We start from the raw sequence: 16611 nt of genomic DNA, 5'->3' as shown, positions 1-16611 counted from the left end.
CATGCGCGCGAATGCACGGTTTTTCGAGTTGTCAGAGCCCTGCTGCGCTCTTCAGGGCCTCCACCCGGTCGGTGCGCTCCCACGGCAGGTCGACGTCGCTGCGACCGAAGTGGCCGTAGGCCGCGGTCGGCGCGTAGATCGGCCGCAGCAGGTCCAGGTCGCGGATGATCGCGGCCGGACGGAGGTCGAAGACCTCGTTGACGGCGGCCTGGATCTTGACCGGGTCGACGTTCTCGGTGCCGAAGGTCTCCACGAACAGCCCGACCGGGGCGGCCTTGCCGATCGCGTAGGCGACCTGCACCTCGATGCGGCTGGCCAGACCGGCCGCCACCGCGTTCTTGGCGATCCAGCGCGCGGCGTAGGCCGCCGAGCGGTCCACCTTCGACGGGTCCTTACCGGAGAAGGCGCCGCCGCCGTGACGGGCCATGCCGCCGTAGGTGTCGACGATGATCTTCCGGCCGGTCAGGCCGCAGTCACCCATCGGGCCACCGACGACGAACCGACCGGTCGGGTTGACCAGCGTCCGTAGGTCCGTGGTGTCGAGGCCGACCCGCTCGACCTCCGGGTTGATGACCTTCTCGCGGATGTCCTTGGACAGCGTCTTGTCGAGGTCGACGTCCTCGGCGTGCTGCGTCGACAGCACCGCGGTGTCCAGACGGACCGGCTGGTCACCCGCGTACTCGATGGTCACCTGGGTCTTGCCGTCGGCGCGCAGGTACGGCAGCGTGCCGTCCTTGCGGACCCGGGTCAGGCGACGCGACATGCGGTGCGCGAGCGCGATCGGCAGCGGCATGAGCTCGTCGGTGTCGTCGCAGGCGTAACCGAACATCAGACCCTGGTCGCCCGCACCCTGCTTGGCGATCTCGTCGATGACGCCCTCGACGCGGTTCTCGTGCGCGGTGTCGACGCCCTGGCCGATGTCCGGGGACTGGGCGTCGATGGCGACGTTGACACCGCAGGAGTTGCCGTCGAAACCCTTGTCCGAGGAGTCGTAGCCGATCTCCAGGACCTTGTCGCGGACGAGCTGCTGGAAGTCGACGTACGCTTCGGTCGTGATCTCACCGGCGATGTGCACCTGACCGGTGGTGATCATGGTCTCCGCGGCGACGCGGGACCGGGGGTCCTGCGCCAGCAGCGCATCCAGAATGGAGTCACTGATCGCGTCGGCCATCTTGTCCGGGTGACCCTCGGTCACCGACTCACTCGTGAACAACCTACGGTTGATCTCACTCACTGCGGCTCCTCACCTCTACTGCTCTTCGGTGGCTTCGTCGTGATTCTTCGTTGATGGCGTGGGCAGCCGGCAGGTGGGGCCGCCACCTGCCGGCCGACGGCGTCAGGTACGGGCCGTGAAGATGCCCCACGCGAGGTTCCCGCCGTCGCCTGCGGTCACCCAGTTGCGCAATCCGGTCTTCATCCGGGTGCGGTATTCCTCACCGATGAACTCGGAGAGCTCGTTCTCCCGCGACTGCAGTACCTCCAGCACGCGGCCGTAGTGGACCGGCAGGTAGTCGCTGAGGTCGTCGAAGTCGATCGTCTGCAGTCCCAGGCGGTTGAGGTGCCTGCGGTAGAAGGCCGGCGAACCGAGCGAGTCCAGGTGCAACCGGTCCAGGATCGGCCCGAGGTCGCGCTTCTCGGCCGTGTCGGCGGCCATCGGGTCCGTGAACACGAACAGCCCGCGCGGGGTGAGCACGCGCACGACCTCTTCGAGGACGCGCTCGCGGTCGCCGCTGTGCAGGATCGCGTCCTGCGACCAGACCAGGTCGAAGGCGTTGTCCTGGTACGGGATGTCCTCGAACGACCCGTCCTTGACCTCGATGAGCCCGTCGAGACCCTCCTGGCGGTTGAACTCGACGTTGCGAGCGTTCTCGACCTCGCTGAGGTTCAGGCAGGCCACCTTGCATCCGTAGGTGCGGGCCAGGTACCGCGCGGCACCGCCGTAGCCGGCGCCGATGTCGAGAATGCGGGTCTCCGGAGTGATCTCGGCCTTCGCCGCCATACGCTCGACGGTGCGGCGCGACGCGGCGTCGATGTCCTCGTCCGGGGTCTGGTAGAGCCCGACGTGGATGTCGTTGCCACCCCAGACGCGGTAGTAGAAGTTGTCCGCGTCCTCGGAGTTGTAGTAGTCCCGCGCGGTGTGCACCGCGTTCGAGTACACGTCCGAGAGCTGGTCCTCGGTCCGGTAGTTCTTCTCCGCGACGTGGATGAAGAAGTCCGGCTCGTCGTCGGCGTAGGTCTCCTGGAAGTCACCGTAGGTGTCGATCCGCTGGAAGCCGACCTCACGCATGAGCCGCCGCATGTAGTTCTTCCGCAGCGGGTACATGTTCAAGTAGAACTCGGACTTGTCCGGGAACGTGTACTTGAACCGGGCCAGGCCCTCGTCGACGTGGTCCGGCTCGGCCTGCACGTCGTCACCGGCGTAGTAGTACGTGTGCTTGCTGGAGAAGCCACTGTCCAAAATGGAGTCATAGTTGCGCTGGTCGATGATCAACACGCCGTCGTGCTTGAGCATCGCGTAGAACTCGGCCAGCGTCTTGCGCCGATCGCGCTCGGAGAACAGGTGCGTGAACGAGTTCCCGAGGCAGATGATGGCGTCGTACTCGCCGTGCACGTCCCGGTTCAGCCAGCGCCAGTCGGCGTTGACCACGCGCAGAATGTGCCCGCCGTAGGCCAGACCGTTGCTGAACGCCTTGGCCAGCATCTGGGCGCTGCCGTCGGCGCTGACCGTCTCGAAACCTTCCTCGAGCAGTCGCACCGAGTGGAACCCGGTGCCGGTAGCGGCGTCGAGGACGTTCTTGACGCCCCGGGCCCTGAGCTGGTCGACGAAGAAGGTGCCCTCACTCTCGTAGCGCTTCTTCCAGTCGATCAGGTCGTCCCACTTGTCGACGAAACCGCCCACGTACTCATGCGTGTAATGGTCAGTGTCGCGGACCTCCAAGGGGTTCTCACCGAACACCTGCTCCTGCAGGTTCACCGCCTCGGCCCCTCCGTCGCCCGCATCCGCTGCGTCGTTGCGGGCAAGATCATCCACGCTCTTGGCCATTCTTCGCTCCCACCACTCGCGTTCATCGTGCGCCACGGCTCGCTCGGGCACGCGTATCCGCCCGTCGCGAACCAGCCTCACGGTCGTGCCGGGTCGCCACTCACAGGGCAACTACCGGCGACCGGCGCGGGCGGCCGAGATCGTGCTCAAGCCGCTCCCTGGACGCCAGTCATCGCACACGATCGGCGCCTTTACCGATCAGTTGCGACGCGAAATCCGTGCGTCGAGTAACCAATCTAGGCGAAAAGAGCCCCAAATCAAGCGTATGAACGTGTGATATCCATCATACGAATGGGATGGATGCGCGATTTAATCCGTTACCCAGGGTGAAAATATCCGCTCCCACCTGGGAAAATCCTACCAATTCAGCGGCCGTGTCACGATCCGGCATTCGCATTGTCGCTCGCGGTGGTGTAGGGTGCGACTTGCTCGGCCCCGTACCACGACAACTGCAACGAAGACAACCGCGAGCAGGGTGCCGCACAATTCGCCGGACCCGCTCGAGGCGGAATTGTTATTCTCTTTTTCGCCTCAGCCGAATCGTCAGAGGCTTCTTGGACGGCGGTGTGATCTCGCACATTCGCCCGCCACCGACGTTCGACACGAGGCTCTTCGTTCCAGGTCACGGGACTTCTCTGCGCAGTCGATCATTCCTCGAGGCGCGGTACGACCGGAACGACGATCACTGATTCCGGCTCACGAACGAGGTCGCTACAACGATCTCGTGAATTCGCATCATGTGATCTTCGTCCGCGTCGCGAAACGATCATCGGTGACCACCCGGGGTGGCGAATGGTCACCGCGGGTCATCGTGGTCCCGAGCAGATGTGATGTCGTTCGCCTTCCGAACGCGTCCCATTGTCGACAATCCTCGTGTCCGACTCTCGCGTCGATCTAGGCCCGCAATTCCGGGAAATCGTCGTCCCGGTACTCGTCGGGCGACCCGCCGTCGTCGCGGGCCTGCTGCTCCCGGCCGCGCAACTCGACGCGCCGGATTTTGCCGGAGATCGTTTTCGGCAGCTCCGCGAACTCCAGTCTGCGGATCCGCTTGTACGGCGCGAGATGCTCCCGCGCGAAGCCGAGGATCTCCCCCGCGGTGACCCGCCCCGGCTCGTGGCCGGCGGCCAGCACGACATAGGCCTTCGGAACCGCCAGCCGGATCGGGTCCGGCGACGGTACGACCGCCGCCTCCGCGACCGCCGGATGCTCAAGCAGCGCACTCTCCAACTCGAACGGCGAGATCCGGTAGTCCGAGGCCTTGAAGACGTCGTCGGTGCGTCCCACGTACGTGATGGCCCCGGTGTCGTCCCGCGAACCGACGTCGCCGGTGTGGTAGAAGCCGTCCCGCATGACCTCGGCGTTGCGTTCGGCGTCGTCGGCGTAGCCGGTCATCAGCCCGACCGGTCGTGGATCCAGGCGCAGGCAGATCTCGCCCTCGGAGGCGATCTCGCCGCTGAGCGGATCGACGAGCTCGACGTCGAACCCGGGCAACGGTCGTCCCATCGAGCCAGGCACGACCTCCTGGCCCGGCGTGTTGGCCACCAGCACGCTGGTCTCGGTCTGCCCGAAACCGTCCCGGATGGTGACCGACCACGCGCGTCGCACCTGTTCGATGATCTCCGGGTTCAACGGCTCCCCCGCGCCGACGACCTTGCGCGGTGGCGTCCGCAGTGCGGCGAGATCACCTTGAATGAGCATCCGCCACACCGTCGGCGGCGCGCAGAAACTGGTCACCCCGCAGCGCTGCATCTGTTCCAGCAACGCGGAGGGGTCGAAGCGGCTGTAGGTGTAGAGGAACACCGTCGCCTCGGCGTTCCAGGGCGCGAAGACATTGCTCCACGCGTGTTTCGCCCACCCCGGCGACGAGATGTTCAGGTGCACGTCGCCAGGCTCGAGCCCGATCCAATACATTGTGGACAGATGTCCGATCGGGTAGGAAACGTGGGTGTGTTCGACGAGTTTCGGTTGCGCGGTGGTGCCCGAGGTGAAGTACAGCAGGAGTGTGTCGTCGGCTCGCGTCACGCCGTCCGGAGCGAACTCCTCCGATTCCGAGGCCGAATCCCCGTACGAGTGCCAACCGGCAACGGGATCGCCGACGGCGATGCGCGTGTAGTCACCGGGGACGTCCTCGAACTTTCCGGTGTCGCCGGAGGTCGTCACCACGTGCCGTGCCTGGCCGCGATCGACCCGGTCGCGCAGGTCGGCGGCTCCGAGCATCGGCGTCGCCGGGATGATCACCGCACCGAGCTTCATCGTGGCCAGAATCGTCTCCCACAACTCGACCTGATTGCCGAGCATGAGGATGAGCCGATCGCCGCGCCGGACGCCGTGGCCCCGCAGCCGGTTCGCCACCTGGTTGGAGCGGCGGGTCATCTCCGAGAACGTCACCTTCTGTTCGGCACCGTCCTCGTGCACCAGCCACAACGCCGTGCGGTCGTGCCGCTCGCCGATGCCGTCGAACCAATCCAACGCCCAGTTGAACTCCGACGGCGCCGGCCAGCGGAACCCGTCGCGCGCCTTCAGGTAGTCCTCGCGATGCTGCAGCAGAAAGTCTCGTGCGGCGCGAAATTCGGCCGCGGGATCCTGGGTCCCTGTCATGACACGACCTCCAGCGATGAGTTCCTCGGACGACGGTGAGCCGGACCCGCCGATGTCGTGACGTACGACGACGTGGCGAGGCTCGACGATGGCGGCACTGTAATAGCGCCGACGATCTCCGCGCAGCACAGCGCACCCAGCCGTTCGGCGCACCACCCGTCACCCGTTCGGCCCAGCTCGTCCGGTTCCGCGCCCTCGGTTGGTGCCTCACCCGTGGGCTTACTGGCCAACACCACTCCCGGGCGCGGGTGCTCCGACCCCGTTGGACTGTCCACCCGCGGCCCATTCGCCCACTGTGGACAGAGTCGCGGCACGTGGGCGGTGAGGCGAACGGGCCGTTCACCTCACGAGACGGGGTGAACGGGCCGTTCACCTCACGAGACGGGGTGAACGGGCCGTTCACCTCACGAGACGGGGTGAACGGCCCGTTCGCCCTACTGATCGGAGTGGGTGCGCGACGCCGTGCGGGGATCGTAAGGTGGCGGCGTGGCTGACTACATCGACATCGTGACCGACGCGGGCCGCTTCGACGCGTTGGCCGCCGGCCCCGAGGACGGGCGCGCGGTCATGCTTCTGCACGGCTTCCCGGAGGCAGCGATCCAGTGGACGTCGCAGCTGGACACGCTCGCCGGCGCACAGTGCCGCGCGATCGCCGTCGACCAGCGTGGCTACTCCCCCGGCGTCCGGCCCGAGCAGGTGTCGGAGTACCGGCTCGAGCTGCTCGTCGCGGACGTGATCGCGATCGCCGATCAGCTCGGCTGGCACCGCTTCGACCTCGTCGGCCACGACTGGGGAGCGGTGGTCGCGTGGGCCGTCGCGGCCGCGCACCCGGACCGGCTGCGCACGCTGACCGCGCTGTCCGTGCCACACCCGACCGGATTCGCCCGTGCGGTCGCCGAGGACGAGGATCAGGCCCAACGCTCCGCCTACATGCAGGTCTTCCGGTCGTCCTCGGCGGAGAAGACGCTGCTCGCCGACGACGCCGCGAAGTTGAGGGCGATCTATCAGGGCAAGGTGTCCGCGCCCCACGTCGACGACTACGTCGCGCGGCTCAGCGAGCCGGGCGCGCTGACGGCGGCGTTGAACTGGTATCGCGCGATGAAGTACTCCGGCGCCGTCGATCCGGTCGAGGTCCCCACGCTCTACGTGTGGAGCACGGAGGACGTGGCGGTCGGCTCGACGGCCGCGCTGGACTGCGAGCAGTACGTCACCGGCCCGTACCGCTTCGAGATGATCGAGGACGTCTCGCACTGGATGAGCGACGAGGCACCCGAGGTGGTGAGCAAGCTCGTCCTCGAACACCTGATCGCCCACCCGTAGGCGCGCGCCGTCAGTTCTGCGAACGAGGCTGCGGGGGTTGCGGCCGCTGTTCGTCCACCAGTGCCCGCAGCCGCTGCACCTCGAGATCCATCAGGACCAGCGACGCCCGAGCGTGCGTGGACAGGTCCTCCCGAGCGAGCCCGCGTTGCAGGGAGCCGAGGATCTCCAGCCCGTGCTCCAGATCGCGCCAGACTGCGGGAGTGCCCGCGTGGACGCGCTCGTTCGTCGACTTCTCCGGTATCACCGTCACGGCTGCCTCCTCCCAGCTGAAACCGGTCCCTGTGCCTTCGGCATCCTTCCGCCCGATGTTGCGCCCACATGAGCGTTTTTCAATCCATCGGGCGATGCACGTGCGCTCAGCGTCATCGGCGTGGTCGCAGAGCGCGACCAGACCGCAAACAAGTATTTGCAAATGATTCTTTGCGGTCGTAGTTTCTCCGCATGACCGAGTACGGACGGGCAGTCGACAAAGTCACCCTGGACGCCAAGCGGCTGCGCGCGCTCGCGCATCCGCTCCGCGTGCGCTTGCTCGGTGCGCTCCGGCTCGACGGACCCGCGACAGCCACAGCATTGGGAGCGCGACTCGGCGAGAACTCGGCGAACACGAGCTGGCATCTGCGGCAACTCGCCGACGCCGGACTGGTCGCCGAGGACACCAGCCGCGGCAATCGTCGCGAGCGCTGGTGGCAGGCCGCGCAGGACCGCACCGAGCTCGACCAGAGTTCCCTCGCCGACATGAGCGACGACCCCGATCTCGCAGGCTCGCTGTCGACCTACCTGCATTCGATCAACACGATCCACCACGACATGGCGAGTACCTATCTGGCAACGATGCACGAGTGGCCCCAGGAGTGGCGCGAGGCGGCGGAGCTGTCGGACTACCGGCTGTCCTTGTCGGCGTCCGAGCTCTCGGAACTCAACAGGCGGATCGAAGCGTTGGTCGACGAATACTGGCGGGAACCACGTGCAGGCGACGTCGAGGTCTCCACCCAATGGCACGCGTTCCCGGTTCGGCGTCGCCCCGACGACGAAGCGGATCCGCGATGAAGGCGCCGCTGGCCGGAGTCGTCCTGTCCACGACGATCTCCAGCCTCGGCACCGGAATGACCATGCTGGCGATCCCGTGGTTCGTGCTGGAGTCGACCGGTCAGGGTGTGGACACCGGACTCGTCGTCGCGGCCGAAGCCACGGGGCTGTTGCTGGGGTCGGCCTCGGGCGGACCGTGGATCGATCGGCTGCGGCCCCGGCATGCGGCGCTGTTGTTCGATTTCGCCGCCGCCGCGATGGTCGTTTTGATCCCTGTCCTGCACCACATGGATCGGCTGCCGCTGTGGCTACTGAGCACCATCGGATTGCTTCTCGGGCTCTCCCGGTCTCCCGGTGACGCGGCGCGGCAGGTCCTGCTGCCGGACATCGCGCAACGGACCGGCGTCGCCTTGGAACGAGTGACCACAGCCTACGACGCTCCAAGCCAGGGCGCGAGGACACTGGGGGCGCCGGTCGCGGGTGTCGTCATCGCAGCGGTCGGCGCCCCGGCCGCACTCGCCATCAACGCCCTGTGCCTGATACTTGCCGGCCTCATTCTGCGCTTCACCGTCGCCGAAGCGGCGACTCTCGAACAGCGCCACGAGGGTTACCTGCACAGTCTGGCCGAGGGCTTCCGATTCCTGCGCCACGATCGTCTACTGTTCACGATCCTGTGCATGATCGCGGTGACCAACGGCCTCAACAGCGGGCTTTTCAGCGTGCTGGTTCCCACCTACGGCCAAGAGATACTGAACTCGTCGGTCCACGTAGGACTGATCTTCGCGGCGTCCGGTGTCGGCATCATCACCGGTTCACTGCTGTTCGCGTGGCTCGGGGTGAGCCGGCGACGCTGGCCGGTGGTGGTCGTCTGCTACCTGATCGTACTGGGTCCCCGGTCCGGGATCTTCCTGCTCGAGCCGGGCCTCACGGTGTTGGTGATCGTCAGCGGACTCACGATGCTCGCCTTCGGGCCACTGAACCCGACCCTCGGTGCGGTGAAGGCGGAACGAACTCCACCTGCGTATCGCGCTCGGGTGTTCGGCGCCATCGCGGCGGCAGCGATGCTCGGCATGCCGGTCGGCGTCTTCGCCGCCGGAGTGCTCAGTGACTACATCGGACTGATGCCGAGCATCGCCGTGTTCACCGCACTGTCGGCCGTGATGTCGTTGTGCCCCTTGGTCTTCCCAGCTTGGAAGGAGATGGACCGTCCAGAGGGGACGAAGATTCTCGACCAAGCCGGGTCCCGCGCATAGGGCTTTGCAGAATGAGCTGTCGTCGTGTCTCGTCGGCGGCGGAGCCGCTGAGCGGCAACCACGGACACAACCCGACCACCCAGCAAGACCTTCTGCAAGGCCCCCTGACGACGGTTCGCGCGTCAGCTTCCCCAGGACTTGGTCGTGGCGGTGAGCCCCAGCACCGCGCCCGAGGGGTCGGCGAACACCACCGCAGACCCGAGGACGGGATGCTCGAGCTTGTCGAGGACGCGACCGCCGAGCTCCTCCACCCGACCGACGGTCGCGTCAAGGTCGCGGACACCGACGTAGCACACCCATCCCGCGTCCACCGTCGTACCGCTGGGCGCCCGGCCCGCCACCGCGCGCCCAGCCACCGTGTACGTGTCGTTCTCGACCCGCCAGTTCAGCGTCTCCGTCCAGAACGAATCCGCCCGCTCGACCTCGTCCGCCGCGAGGTCGAGCCAGCACGGCTCACCGTCGCGCGGTGCCGGCGCCCACGGGCCGTGCTGTGCGCGGCCACGCGCCATCCACGCGGTGGTGTCGTCGGGTCCGGCGAGCGTGACATCCTGGTCCGCGCCCGCGAACACCAGGCGCCACCCTCGTGCCTCGCCCGACTTCGCCGAGCGGATCCGTGCACTACGGCGCTCGCCCACCCAGCAGTCCACACCCGACTCGGTCTGTAACACCGTCCACCCGAAAAGTCGCTCGTGGAACCGAACGGCACTGTCGAACTCGGACGTGGTCAGCTCGGCGCAGCGCAGGCCACGCACCGGGGGATGGGACGGCACTCGGTTCCTCGGTCGTCGTTGAGCGTCCGCCACGGGCGATGGCGGCCAGTGGTGCTTCATCCTCGTGGCAACGGAAGTCCTCGACAATGCTCCGTTCGGCCGCACCACGGCGCCCGTGCGCCGCACTCGTCAGCGGAGCCGGTCGAGATCGTCGGCCACACCGAGAACCACCGTTGCCATCCGATGCATCTCGTCCGGGTCGGCTCCGTCGCCCGCCGCGGTCACCACGTCCTCGGCGGCGCACCGCAGCTGGAACAACCGGTCCCGGAGATCGGCGAGCTCGGTGGCGGAGAGCACCACGGCGTCGTCGGGCAACCCGCCGCGCTGCACCGCCGAGCGCCGTTCGTAAGCACGCTGCCTGCACGACTGCGCGCAGTACGTTCGAGGGCGGCCCTGCCCGGCGGCAGCCAGCCGGCGGCCGCACCACACGCAGTGCCGCGTCTTCGCACGGGTTGTCGGTACGGGATCGTGCAGCGTGTCCACGTCGATCACGGTAGCCGCCGAGGCGACGACGGTGCCGAGTGCCACGCCGGGCACGTGCCTACGAGTGGGTCGCGGTGCCGAGGCTGTCCCGGATCGGCACAGTGGAGACGTGCACCATCCCTTCCTTGACGAACCCCTTCCGCGTGCTCTGGCCCACCGGGGCTGGCACCTCGACGACCTCGACGGCATGGAGAACTCCTTGAGCGCGTTCCGCCGCGCGGTCACCGAGGGCTATCGCTACGTCGAGACCGACGTGCACGCGACCGCCGACGGCGTCGTCGTCGTGCAACACGACGACGAACTCGATCGCACCACGGACGCCACCGGCCTCATCCGCGATCTCCCGTGGGAACAGGTGCGCCGGGCTCGTGTCGACGGGCGAGAACCCGTGTGCTCGCTCGAGGGAGTGCTGCGTGCGCTTCCGGACACCTTCTTCAACATCGACGTCAAAGCCGACGCCGCGGTGCGGCCGACCGTGCGGTTGCTCTCCGAGCTCGACGCCTGGGACCGAGTCTGCCTCGCGTCGTTCAGTGAGAAGCGGCTTCGCGCGTTGCGACGCGCGAGCGGCGCGCGCCTGCTGACGTCGATGAGCATGCGCTCGGCGTTTCTGCTGTGGCTGGCTTCCCGCACGGTCCGCGGCCTGCTCCGCCGGTTCGTCCACGGGCGGATGGCACAGGTTCCGGAGTACTACGGGCGGCTGCGGGTGGTCGACGAACGGTTCCTGCGAACCGCGCATCAGTGGGGCCTGGAGGTCCATGTCTGGACGATCGACGAACCGAACCGGATGCGCAGACTCCTCGACCTGGGAGTCGACGGCCTCGTCACCGACCGACCCGATCTGCTCGCCGACGTCCTGCGCTCTCGCGGCCCGCACACGCGACGCTGAACTCCCGGCTGCGGGACACGCTCCGGTCACAGAGATGGGCACAACTACTCATTGCGCTGACGCCTCGCGCCCACGACGCTGCGGACTGGCAGTACGGCAGCGCCTGTCGGTAGAGCCGCGATTCAGAGGGCATTTGGGAACTGGCTTGTGTGCCCGTAGGGCACGGTCATGCGTGATCAGCCTCGGCAGGGTGAGGAGCTCCGGCGTTCGGAGTTCGTGCCTCGCAAGGCAGGGGTTCTCGCCGCGTACGTGCGGTACTCAAGAGGACCCCAACGCCGCGAGGCGCGAACTGGGGCGGCGGTACCGGACCACCTCCCCAAGTTCCCCAATGCGCTCTCAGGGACTCCGCGGCTGGCCGGGGACGCTGCGGCTCGCAGACGCCGTGCTGTCAGTACAGTCCGACCACCGTGAACGGACGAGCACCACTCGAGAACGGGGACCGATGAGCGTGACCGACCACGAAGCCGCACCGGACGCCGCCGACCGGCGCCGCGAACAGCGGGGGTGGTGCTGGTACGACTGGGCCAACTCGGTCTTTCCCACGTCGGTGACGACCGTGTTCCTGTCGCTGTACCTGACCACGGTCGCCACCCGTGCCGCCGAGGCCGACACCGCCCGCAACGGTGCCGAGCCGTGCCCCGCCGGTAACGCGTTGGTCAGCTGCGACATCTCGCTGCTGGGGCTGCAGTTCCCGGCCGGTGCGCTGTGGGGCTACCTGCTCTCGTTCGCCACCGTCATCCAGGTCGTCGTTCTCCCGATCGTGGGTTCCTTCGCCGACCGGGCGCGGAACAAGAGAACGTGGCTCGGCGTGTTCGCCTTCGGCGGGGCCACCTCCGTCGCGCTGCTGAGCCTCATGGGTGGGACGAACTGGCAACTGGGCGTCGTGTTCTTCATCGCGGCGAACGTGTGTTTCGGAGCGTCGGTCGTCGTCTACTACTCGTTCCTGCCCGACATCGCCGACGCCGACGAGCGCGACGCGGTCTCGGCGCGTGGTTGGGCGTTCGGCTACCTCGGCGGCGGATGCGCACTGGCGTTGCACCTGGTGATCTACCTCGGCCACGAGTCGGTGGGGCTCGACGCCGACGGCGCGGTCCGGCTCGTGTTCTTCACCTCGGGCCTGTGGTGGGCGGTGTTCACCGTGCTGCCGCTCGCGGGACTGCGCACGCGTCCGTCGCAGGCGGTCGAGGCGACGGGGTCGCCGATCTCGGCAGGGTTCCGCCAGTTGCTGACCACGATCCGCGAGGCCCGGATGTTCCCGCTGACGCTGGGATTCCTGCTGACCTACATGATCTACACCGACGGGATCGCCACGGTCGCCAACGTCTCGGCCCAGTACGGCAGCCTCGAACTCGGACTGCCACAGGAAGCGTTGATCGTCACGATCCTGATCGTCCAGTTCATCGCGTTCGTCGGGGGCATCCTGCACGGCGTGCTCGCCCGCCACATCGGCGCGAAGAAAGCGATCATGGTCAGCCTGACGGTCTGGGTGGGCGTGCTCACCGCGGCCTACTTCGTCCAGGCCGGGCAGGAGCTGCAGTTCTACGGACTCGCGGTGGGGATCGGCCTGGTTCTGGGCGGGACGAACGCACTGTCCCGCTCGCTGTTCAGCCAGATGGTCCCGGCGGGCAAGGAAGCGCAGTACTTCTCGCTTTACGAGGTCGGCGAGCGCTCGACCTCGTGGTTGGGACCGTTGTTGTTCGCCGGTGTGGGGCAGGCGACGGGCTCGTTCCGGCTGGCGATCATCTCGCTGGTGATCTTCTTCCTCGTCGGGTTGGTGCTCATGGCGTTCGTCCCGGCGAAGCGGGCGATCGAGGCGGTGGGCAACACTCCGCCGAAGGTGCTGTGAGCCGACGGCCGGGCTCGAGGACGCCGGATTGCTCCGTCCGGTGTGCGGTCATCCCGGTGCGGCGGGCATGATCGGCATATGCCAGTACACAGCGTGTGTCACCTCCGAAAACGATCTGACTACGATCAGTTACCAGTTTGAGGTGGGAACGGGCCCAGCTCAGCGTGATCCGGGTCGCACCTGCACAGTGAGTCGGGACGTGCCGTCGCGTCCGTGACGAACGATCTGGCACTATCACCCGTTCGAACGCACCTGGAGATGATGGGGCTGCTAACGCGTCACGAATGCGAAGCGACTGCATCTCTGGGGAGGGTCCTTCGTTGACGAGTGAAAGACGTCACCGACGGCAACCAGATTGCCCTGCATCGGGAACAGCGCACGGCCCGGCCGTCGTTGCACTCGGTGAGCACAACCGCCCGGGGGGCGCACTCCGGGCCGAAGTGAAAGGAACCGTCATGGCCGATCGGGTTCTGCGTGGCAGTCGGCTCGGAGCTGTGAGCTACGAGACCGACCGCAACCACGACCTCGCCCCGCGCCGGACGGTGCGTTACGCCTGCCCGAAGGATCACGAGTTCGAGGTCCCGTTCTCCGACGACGCGGAAGTTCCGCCCACGTGGGAGTGCCGGCTGCACGGCTCCGAGTCGAAGATCATCGACGGTGCCGAACCGGAGCAGAAGAAGGCGAAGCCGCCGCGAACGCACTGGGACATGCTGCTGGAACGCCGCAGCATTCCGGAGCTCGAGGAACTGCTCAACGAGCGTTTGGAAGACCTCAAGGTCCGGCGCGGCCGCGCCTGAGGGCCTCCCCAGCACCCCGACGCCCGGGATCCGCACTGCGAGTCCCGGGCGTCGCGCGTGTTTCCGACGGCATCTGCCGGAGCGTGCGCGGCTGACCACGTGTGAGGCGTGCCCTCAGCCGCCGCGCAGCGCCGTCCTCGCTTGCCGCCACCGTCGGCGCAGCCCCCATTTCGTCACCCGGACCAGCGCTTCGCGCACGATCGAACCGCTCATCTTCGAGTCGCCGAACTCACGCTCGGTGAAGGTGATCGGCACCTCGACCACCACGAACCCCGCCTCGATGGAGCGGTAGGCGAGGTCGACCTGGAAGCAGTAGCCCTGCGAGGCGACGGTGTCCAGCCGCACGGTGTCCAACACGGTGCGCCGGTAGGCGCGATAGCCGGACGTGATGTCGCGGACGCCGACCCCGAGCGCCAGGCGGCAGTACACGTTGCCGCCGCGGGAGAGGAACTCCCGCCGTCGCGGCCAGTTCACCACTCGTCCGCCGGGCACGTACCGCGACCCGAGCACGACGTCGGCACCCGCCCCGTGCGAGCCGAGCATCGCCAGCATCCGGGGCAAGTCTTCGGGAGGGTGTGACCCGTCGGCGTCCATTTCCACGACGACCTCGTAGTCACGGTCCCGCGCCCAGTCGAAGCCGGCGACGTAAGCGGCACCGAGTCCGGCCTTGTCGGTGCGATGCAGGACGTGCACATGGGCGTCAGAGGAGGCGAGCTCTTCGGCCACCTCGCCGGTGCCGTCCGGGCTCCCGTCGTCGACGACGAGGACGTGCACTCCCGCGGCCGCGGCCCGCACCCGCCGCACGACCAGGCCCAGGTTCTCCCGCTCCTGATAGGTCGGGATCACCACGAGCACACGGTCGTGGTCGATCGGTCCGGGACCGTCGCTCATCAGGTTCCTCCTCGCCGATCCCACGACCGGCCGTCTGCTCGGGGCTCAGTTCGCCGCGGTGCGGCGGCGGAAGGTCCACAGCAGTGCGGCGACTCCGATCGTGGCCAGCACGTACGCGGGAACGCTGCCGACCACCGTGGCTGGTGTGGTCGAGGACCGCAGCGGGACGTCGGCGACGAGCACGTCCGGGGTGAACTGCCGCGTCTGCTGCCGCAGGGTGCCGTCCGGGTCGATGATCGCGCTCACGCCGCTGGTCGCCGCGACCACCACCGCCCTGCCGTGCTCCACGGCCCGGAACTGCGACATCGCCAAGTGCTGGTAGCTCATCTCCGAGCGGCCGTACCAGGCGTTGTTGGTCGGCACGGCGAACATCGTGGCGCCCTCCCGGGCCGCACCGAGGAACACGTCGTCGTAGGCGACGTCGAAACACAGCCCGAGCCCGATCTTCGCTCCGCCCACGTCGAACACACCCGGCCGGTCGCCGGCGACCATGTCCTGCGGGAACCGGTCGACGAACGGCGTGACCATGCTGGCCAGCGGACGCAGCGGGATCGCCTCGGCGAACGGGACGAGATGCCGCTTGACGTAGTCCTGGGTCGGCCCGCGCTCCGGTTCCCACGCGAGAATCCGGTTGCGGATCTCTCCGTCGGCGTCGCGGCCGAGCCCACCCACCACGACCGGCACGCCCAGGTCCGCCGTCGCCGCGGCGAGTTCCGGGTCGCTTCGCTGCGGGCCCCACGACCCGACCTGTTCCGGCAGCACGACGACGTCGGGACGCTGCACCTGGCCCGCACGGACGTCATCAGCCAGGTCACGCAACGCGCGCATGTGGTTGTCCCGCAACACGTCGTCCTCGTAGAGCAGATCGAGGCCCACGTCGGGCGCGTTGCCCTGAACCACCGCGACCTTCGCCGTCCCCTCCTGAGCCTCCGTGCCGACCAGCGGCCACATCGCGAGCCCGAGCGCCACCGGTGCGATCGCGAGCACCGCCGGTGCTGCGAGTCGGCGCCGGCCTCCGGCAATCCGGGCGACGAACTCACCGATCGCCGTGCCCACCACCGCGACGAGGAACGTCACCAGTCCGGCGCCGCCGACGGCTGCCCACGGCGTCATCGCCCCCTCGGGCTGGGTGAACGCGAGCCTGCCCCAGGGAAAGCCACCGAAGGGGATCGCACTGCGCAGCATCTCCGCGACGAGGAACACTGCCGCCATCCACACCGGCGCGCCGCGCAGCACGCTCACCCGGGCCATCCCGGCGCCTGCGAGACCGAAGAACGCCGCCTGGACCAGAGCGACGCCCAGCCACGGCCACGGGCCGAACTGGTCGGAAAGAAAGTCCTGCAGCCATCCGAGCATCGGCAGCATCGCGGCGAAGCCGAACAGAAGTCCGTGACCGAACCCGGCGCCGGCACGCCGCCCCCGCACCACGAGGGCCAGCGCGGCGACCGCGAAAGGAACCAGCCACCACAGGTTCCGTGGCGGTGAGGCCACGAAGATCGCGGAACCGGCAAGGACGGCGACGGGTATCCGCCACCACGAACGCACGGCACGCACCGCCACCCGCCGTGTCCGCGAGTCGGTGTGCTGCTCCTTCACGGTGGGGGCTGCCACAGGTCCAACCTACTTGCCGCGTCCGGTCCCGGACGTAGCCGTCCGCAACGGTGTGTCCGTCCACCTCGAGCATGCATCGGGCTCGGA

Annotated in this window: 14 protein-coding genes; 6 read left to right on the top strand and 8 right to left on the bottom strand. The window is 67.8% G+C overall.

Going from position 1 to position 16611, the window contains the following annotated elements; translation table 11 throughout:
* Positions 1-31: 31 nt before the first annotated feature.
* From metK to GIY23_RS10120, 3 genes are all read right to left on the bottom strand, one after another.
* Positions 32-1234, bottom strand: a complete 1203-nt coding sequence (metK, locus tag GIY23_RS10130) for a methionine adenosyltransferase (protein WP_154076422.1) — start codon at positions 1232-1234, stop codon at positions 32-34.
* A gap of 102 nt (positions 1235-1336) precedes the next feature.
* Positions 1337-3043, bottom strand: a complete 1707-nt coding sequence (locus GIY23_RS10125) for a glycine/sarcosine N-methyltransferase (protein ID WP_154076421.1) — start codon at positions 3041-3043, stop codon at positions 1337-1339.
* 894 nt (positions 3044-3937) lie between these two features.
* Positions 3938-5641 carry an AMP-binding protein gene (locus tag GIY23_RS10120; protein ID WP_154076420.1) on the bottom strand — a complete coding sequence of 568 codons (1704 nt, stop codon included), beginning with the start codon at positions 5639-5641 and terminating at the stop codon, positions 3938-3940.
* Positions 5642-6127: 486 nt separating this feature from the next.
* On the opposite strand from GIY23_RS10120, the gene GIY23_RS10115 reads away from it, so the two are divergent.
* A complete protein-coding gene (locus GIY23_RS10115) occupies positions 6128-6961 on the top strand; it encodes an alpha/beta fold hydrolase (RefSeq protein WP_154076419.1) in 834 nt (277 codons plus the stop codon).
* Between the two features lie 10 nt (positions 6962-6971).
* On the opposite strand, the gene GIY23_RS10110 is transcribed toward GIY23_RS10115, so the two are convergent.
* Positions 6972-7211: a hypothetical protein gene (locus tag GIY23_RS10110; RefSeq protein WP_154076418.1), complete on the bottom strand. Its 240-nt coding sequence runs from the start codon at positions 7209-7211 to the stop codon at positions 6972-6974.
* 191 nt (positions 7212-7402) lie between these two features.
* Between GIY23_RS10110 and GIY23_RS10105 the strand changes: the two genes are divergently transcribed.
* Positions 7403-8008, top strand: a complete 606-nt coding sequence (locus tag GIY23_RS10105; RefSeq protein WP_154076417.1) for an ArsR/SmtB family transcription factor — start codon at positions 7403-7405, stop codon at positions 8006-8008.
* Positions 8005-9240 carry an MFS transporter gene (locus GIY23_RS10100; RefSeq protein ID WP_187352085.1) on the top strand — a complete coding sequence of 412 codons (1236 nt, stop codon included), beginning with the start codon at positions 8005-8007 and terminating at the stop codon, positions 9238-9240. The genes GIY23_RS10105 and GIY23_RS10100 overlap by 4 nt, the downstream gene beginning before the upstream one ends.
* A gap of 122 nt (positions 9241-9362) precedes the next feature.
* Here the strand turns inward: GIY23_RS10100 and GIY23_RS10095 are convergent, their stop codons facing one another.
* A complete protein-coding gene (locus GIY23_RS10095) occupies positions 9363-10010 on the bottom strand; it encodes a VOC family protein (protein WP_154076415.1) in 648 nt (215 codons plus the stop codon).
* Between the two features lie 129 nt (positions 10011-10139).
* Complete coding sequence (locus GIY23_RS10090; protein ID WP_407646871.1) at positions 10140-10502, bottom strand: hypothetical protein; 363 nt, start codon at positions 10500-10502, stop codon at positions 10140-10142.
* A 100-nt stretch (positions 10503-10602) separates the two neighbouring features.
* Between GIY23_RS10090 and GIY23_RS10085 the strand changes: the two genes are divergently transcribed.
* From GIY23_RS10085 to GIY23_RS10075, 3 genes are all read left to right on the top strand, one after another.
* Positions 10603-11379, top strand: a complete 777-nt coding sequence (locus GIY23_RS10085) for a glycerophosphodiester phosphodiesterase (RefSeq protein ID WP_154076414.1) — start codon at positions 10603-10605, stop codon at positions 11377-11379.
* A gap of 442 nt (positions 11380-11821) precedes the next feature.
* Complete coding sequence (locus tag GIY23_RS10080) at positions 11822-13225, top strand: MFS transporter (protein ID WP_154076413.1); 1404 nt, start codon at positions 11822-11824, stop codon at positions 13223-13225.
* Positions 13226-13680: 455 nt separating this feature from the next.
* Entirely contained in the window at positions 13681-14022 is a 342-nt protein-coding gene (locus GIY23_RS10075; protein WP_154076412.1) for an RNA polymerase-binding protein RbpA, read from the top strand.
* 114 nt (positions 14023-14136) lie between these two features.
* Here the strand turns inward: GIY23_RS10075 and GIY23_RS10070 are convergent, their stop codons facing one another.
* Both GIY23_RS10070 and lnt read right to left on the bottom strand, forming a co-directional pair.
* Positions 14137-14913: a polyprenol monophosphomannose synthase gene (locus tag GIY23_RS10070; RefSeq protein ID WP_154076411.1), complete on the bottom strand. Its 777-nt coding sequence runs from the start codon at positions 14911-14913 to the stop codon at positions 14137-14139.
* A gap of 45 nt (positions 14914-14958) precedes the next feature.
* Complete coding sequence (gene lnt, locus GIY23_RS10065) at positions 14959-16524, bottom strand: apolipoprotein N-acyltransferase (RefSeq protein ID WP_228717644.1); 1566 nt, start codon at positions 16522-16524, stop codon at positions 14959-14961.
* Between the last annotated feature and the right edge of the window lie 87 nt (positions 16525-16611).

Source organism: Allosaccharopolyspora coralli (assembly GCF_009664835.1).
Lineage (GTDB): Bacteria > Actinomycetota > Actinomycetes > Mycobacteriales > Pseudonocardiaceae > Allosaccharopolyspora > Allosaccharopolyspora coralli.
This window is presented reverse-complemented; position numbering and strand designations above follow the sequence as displayed.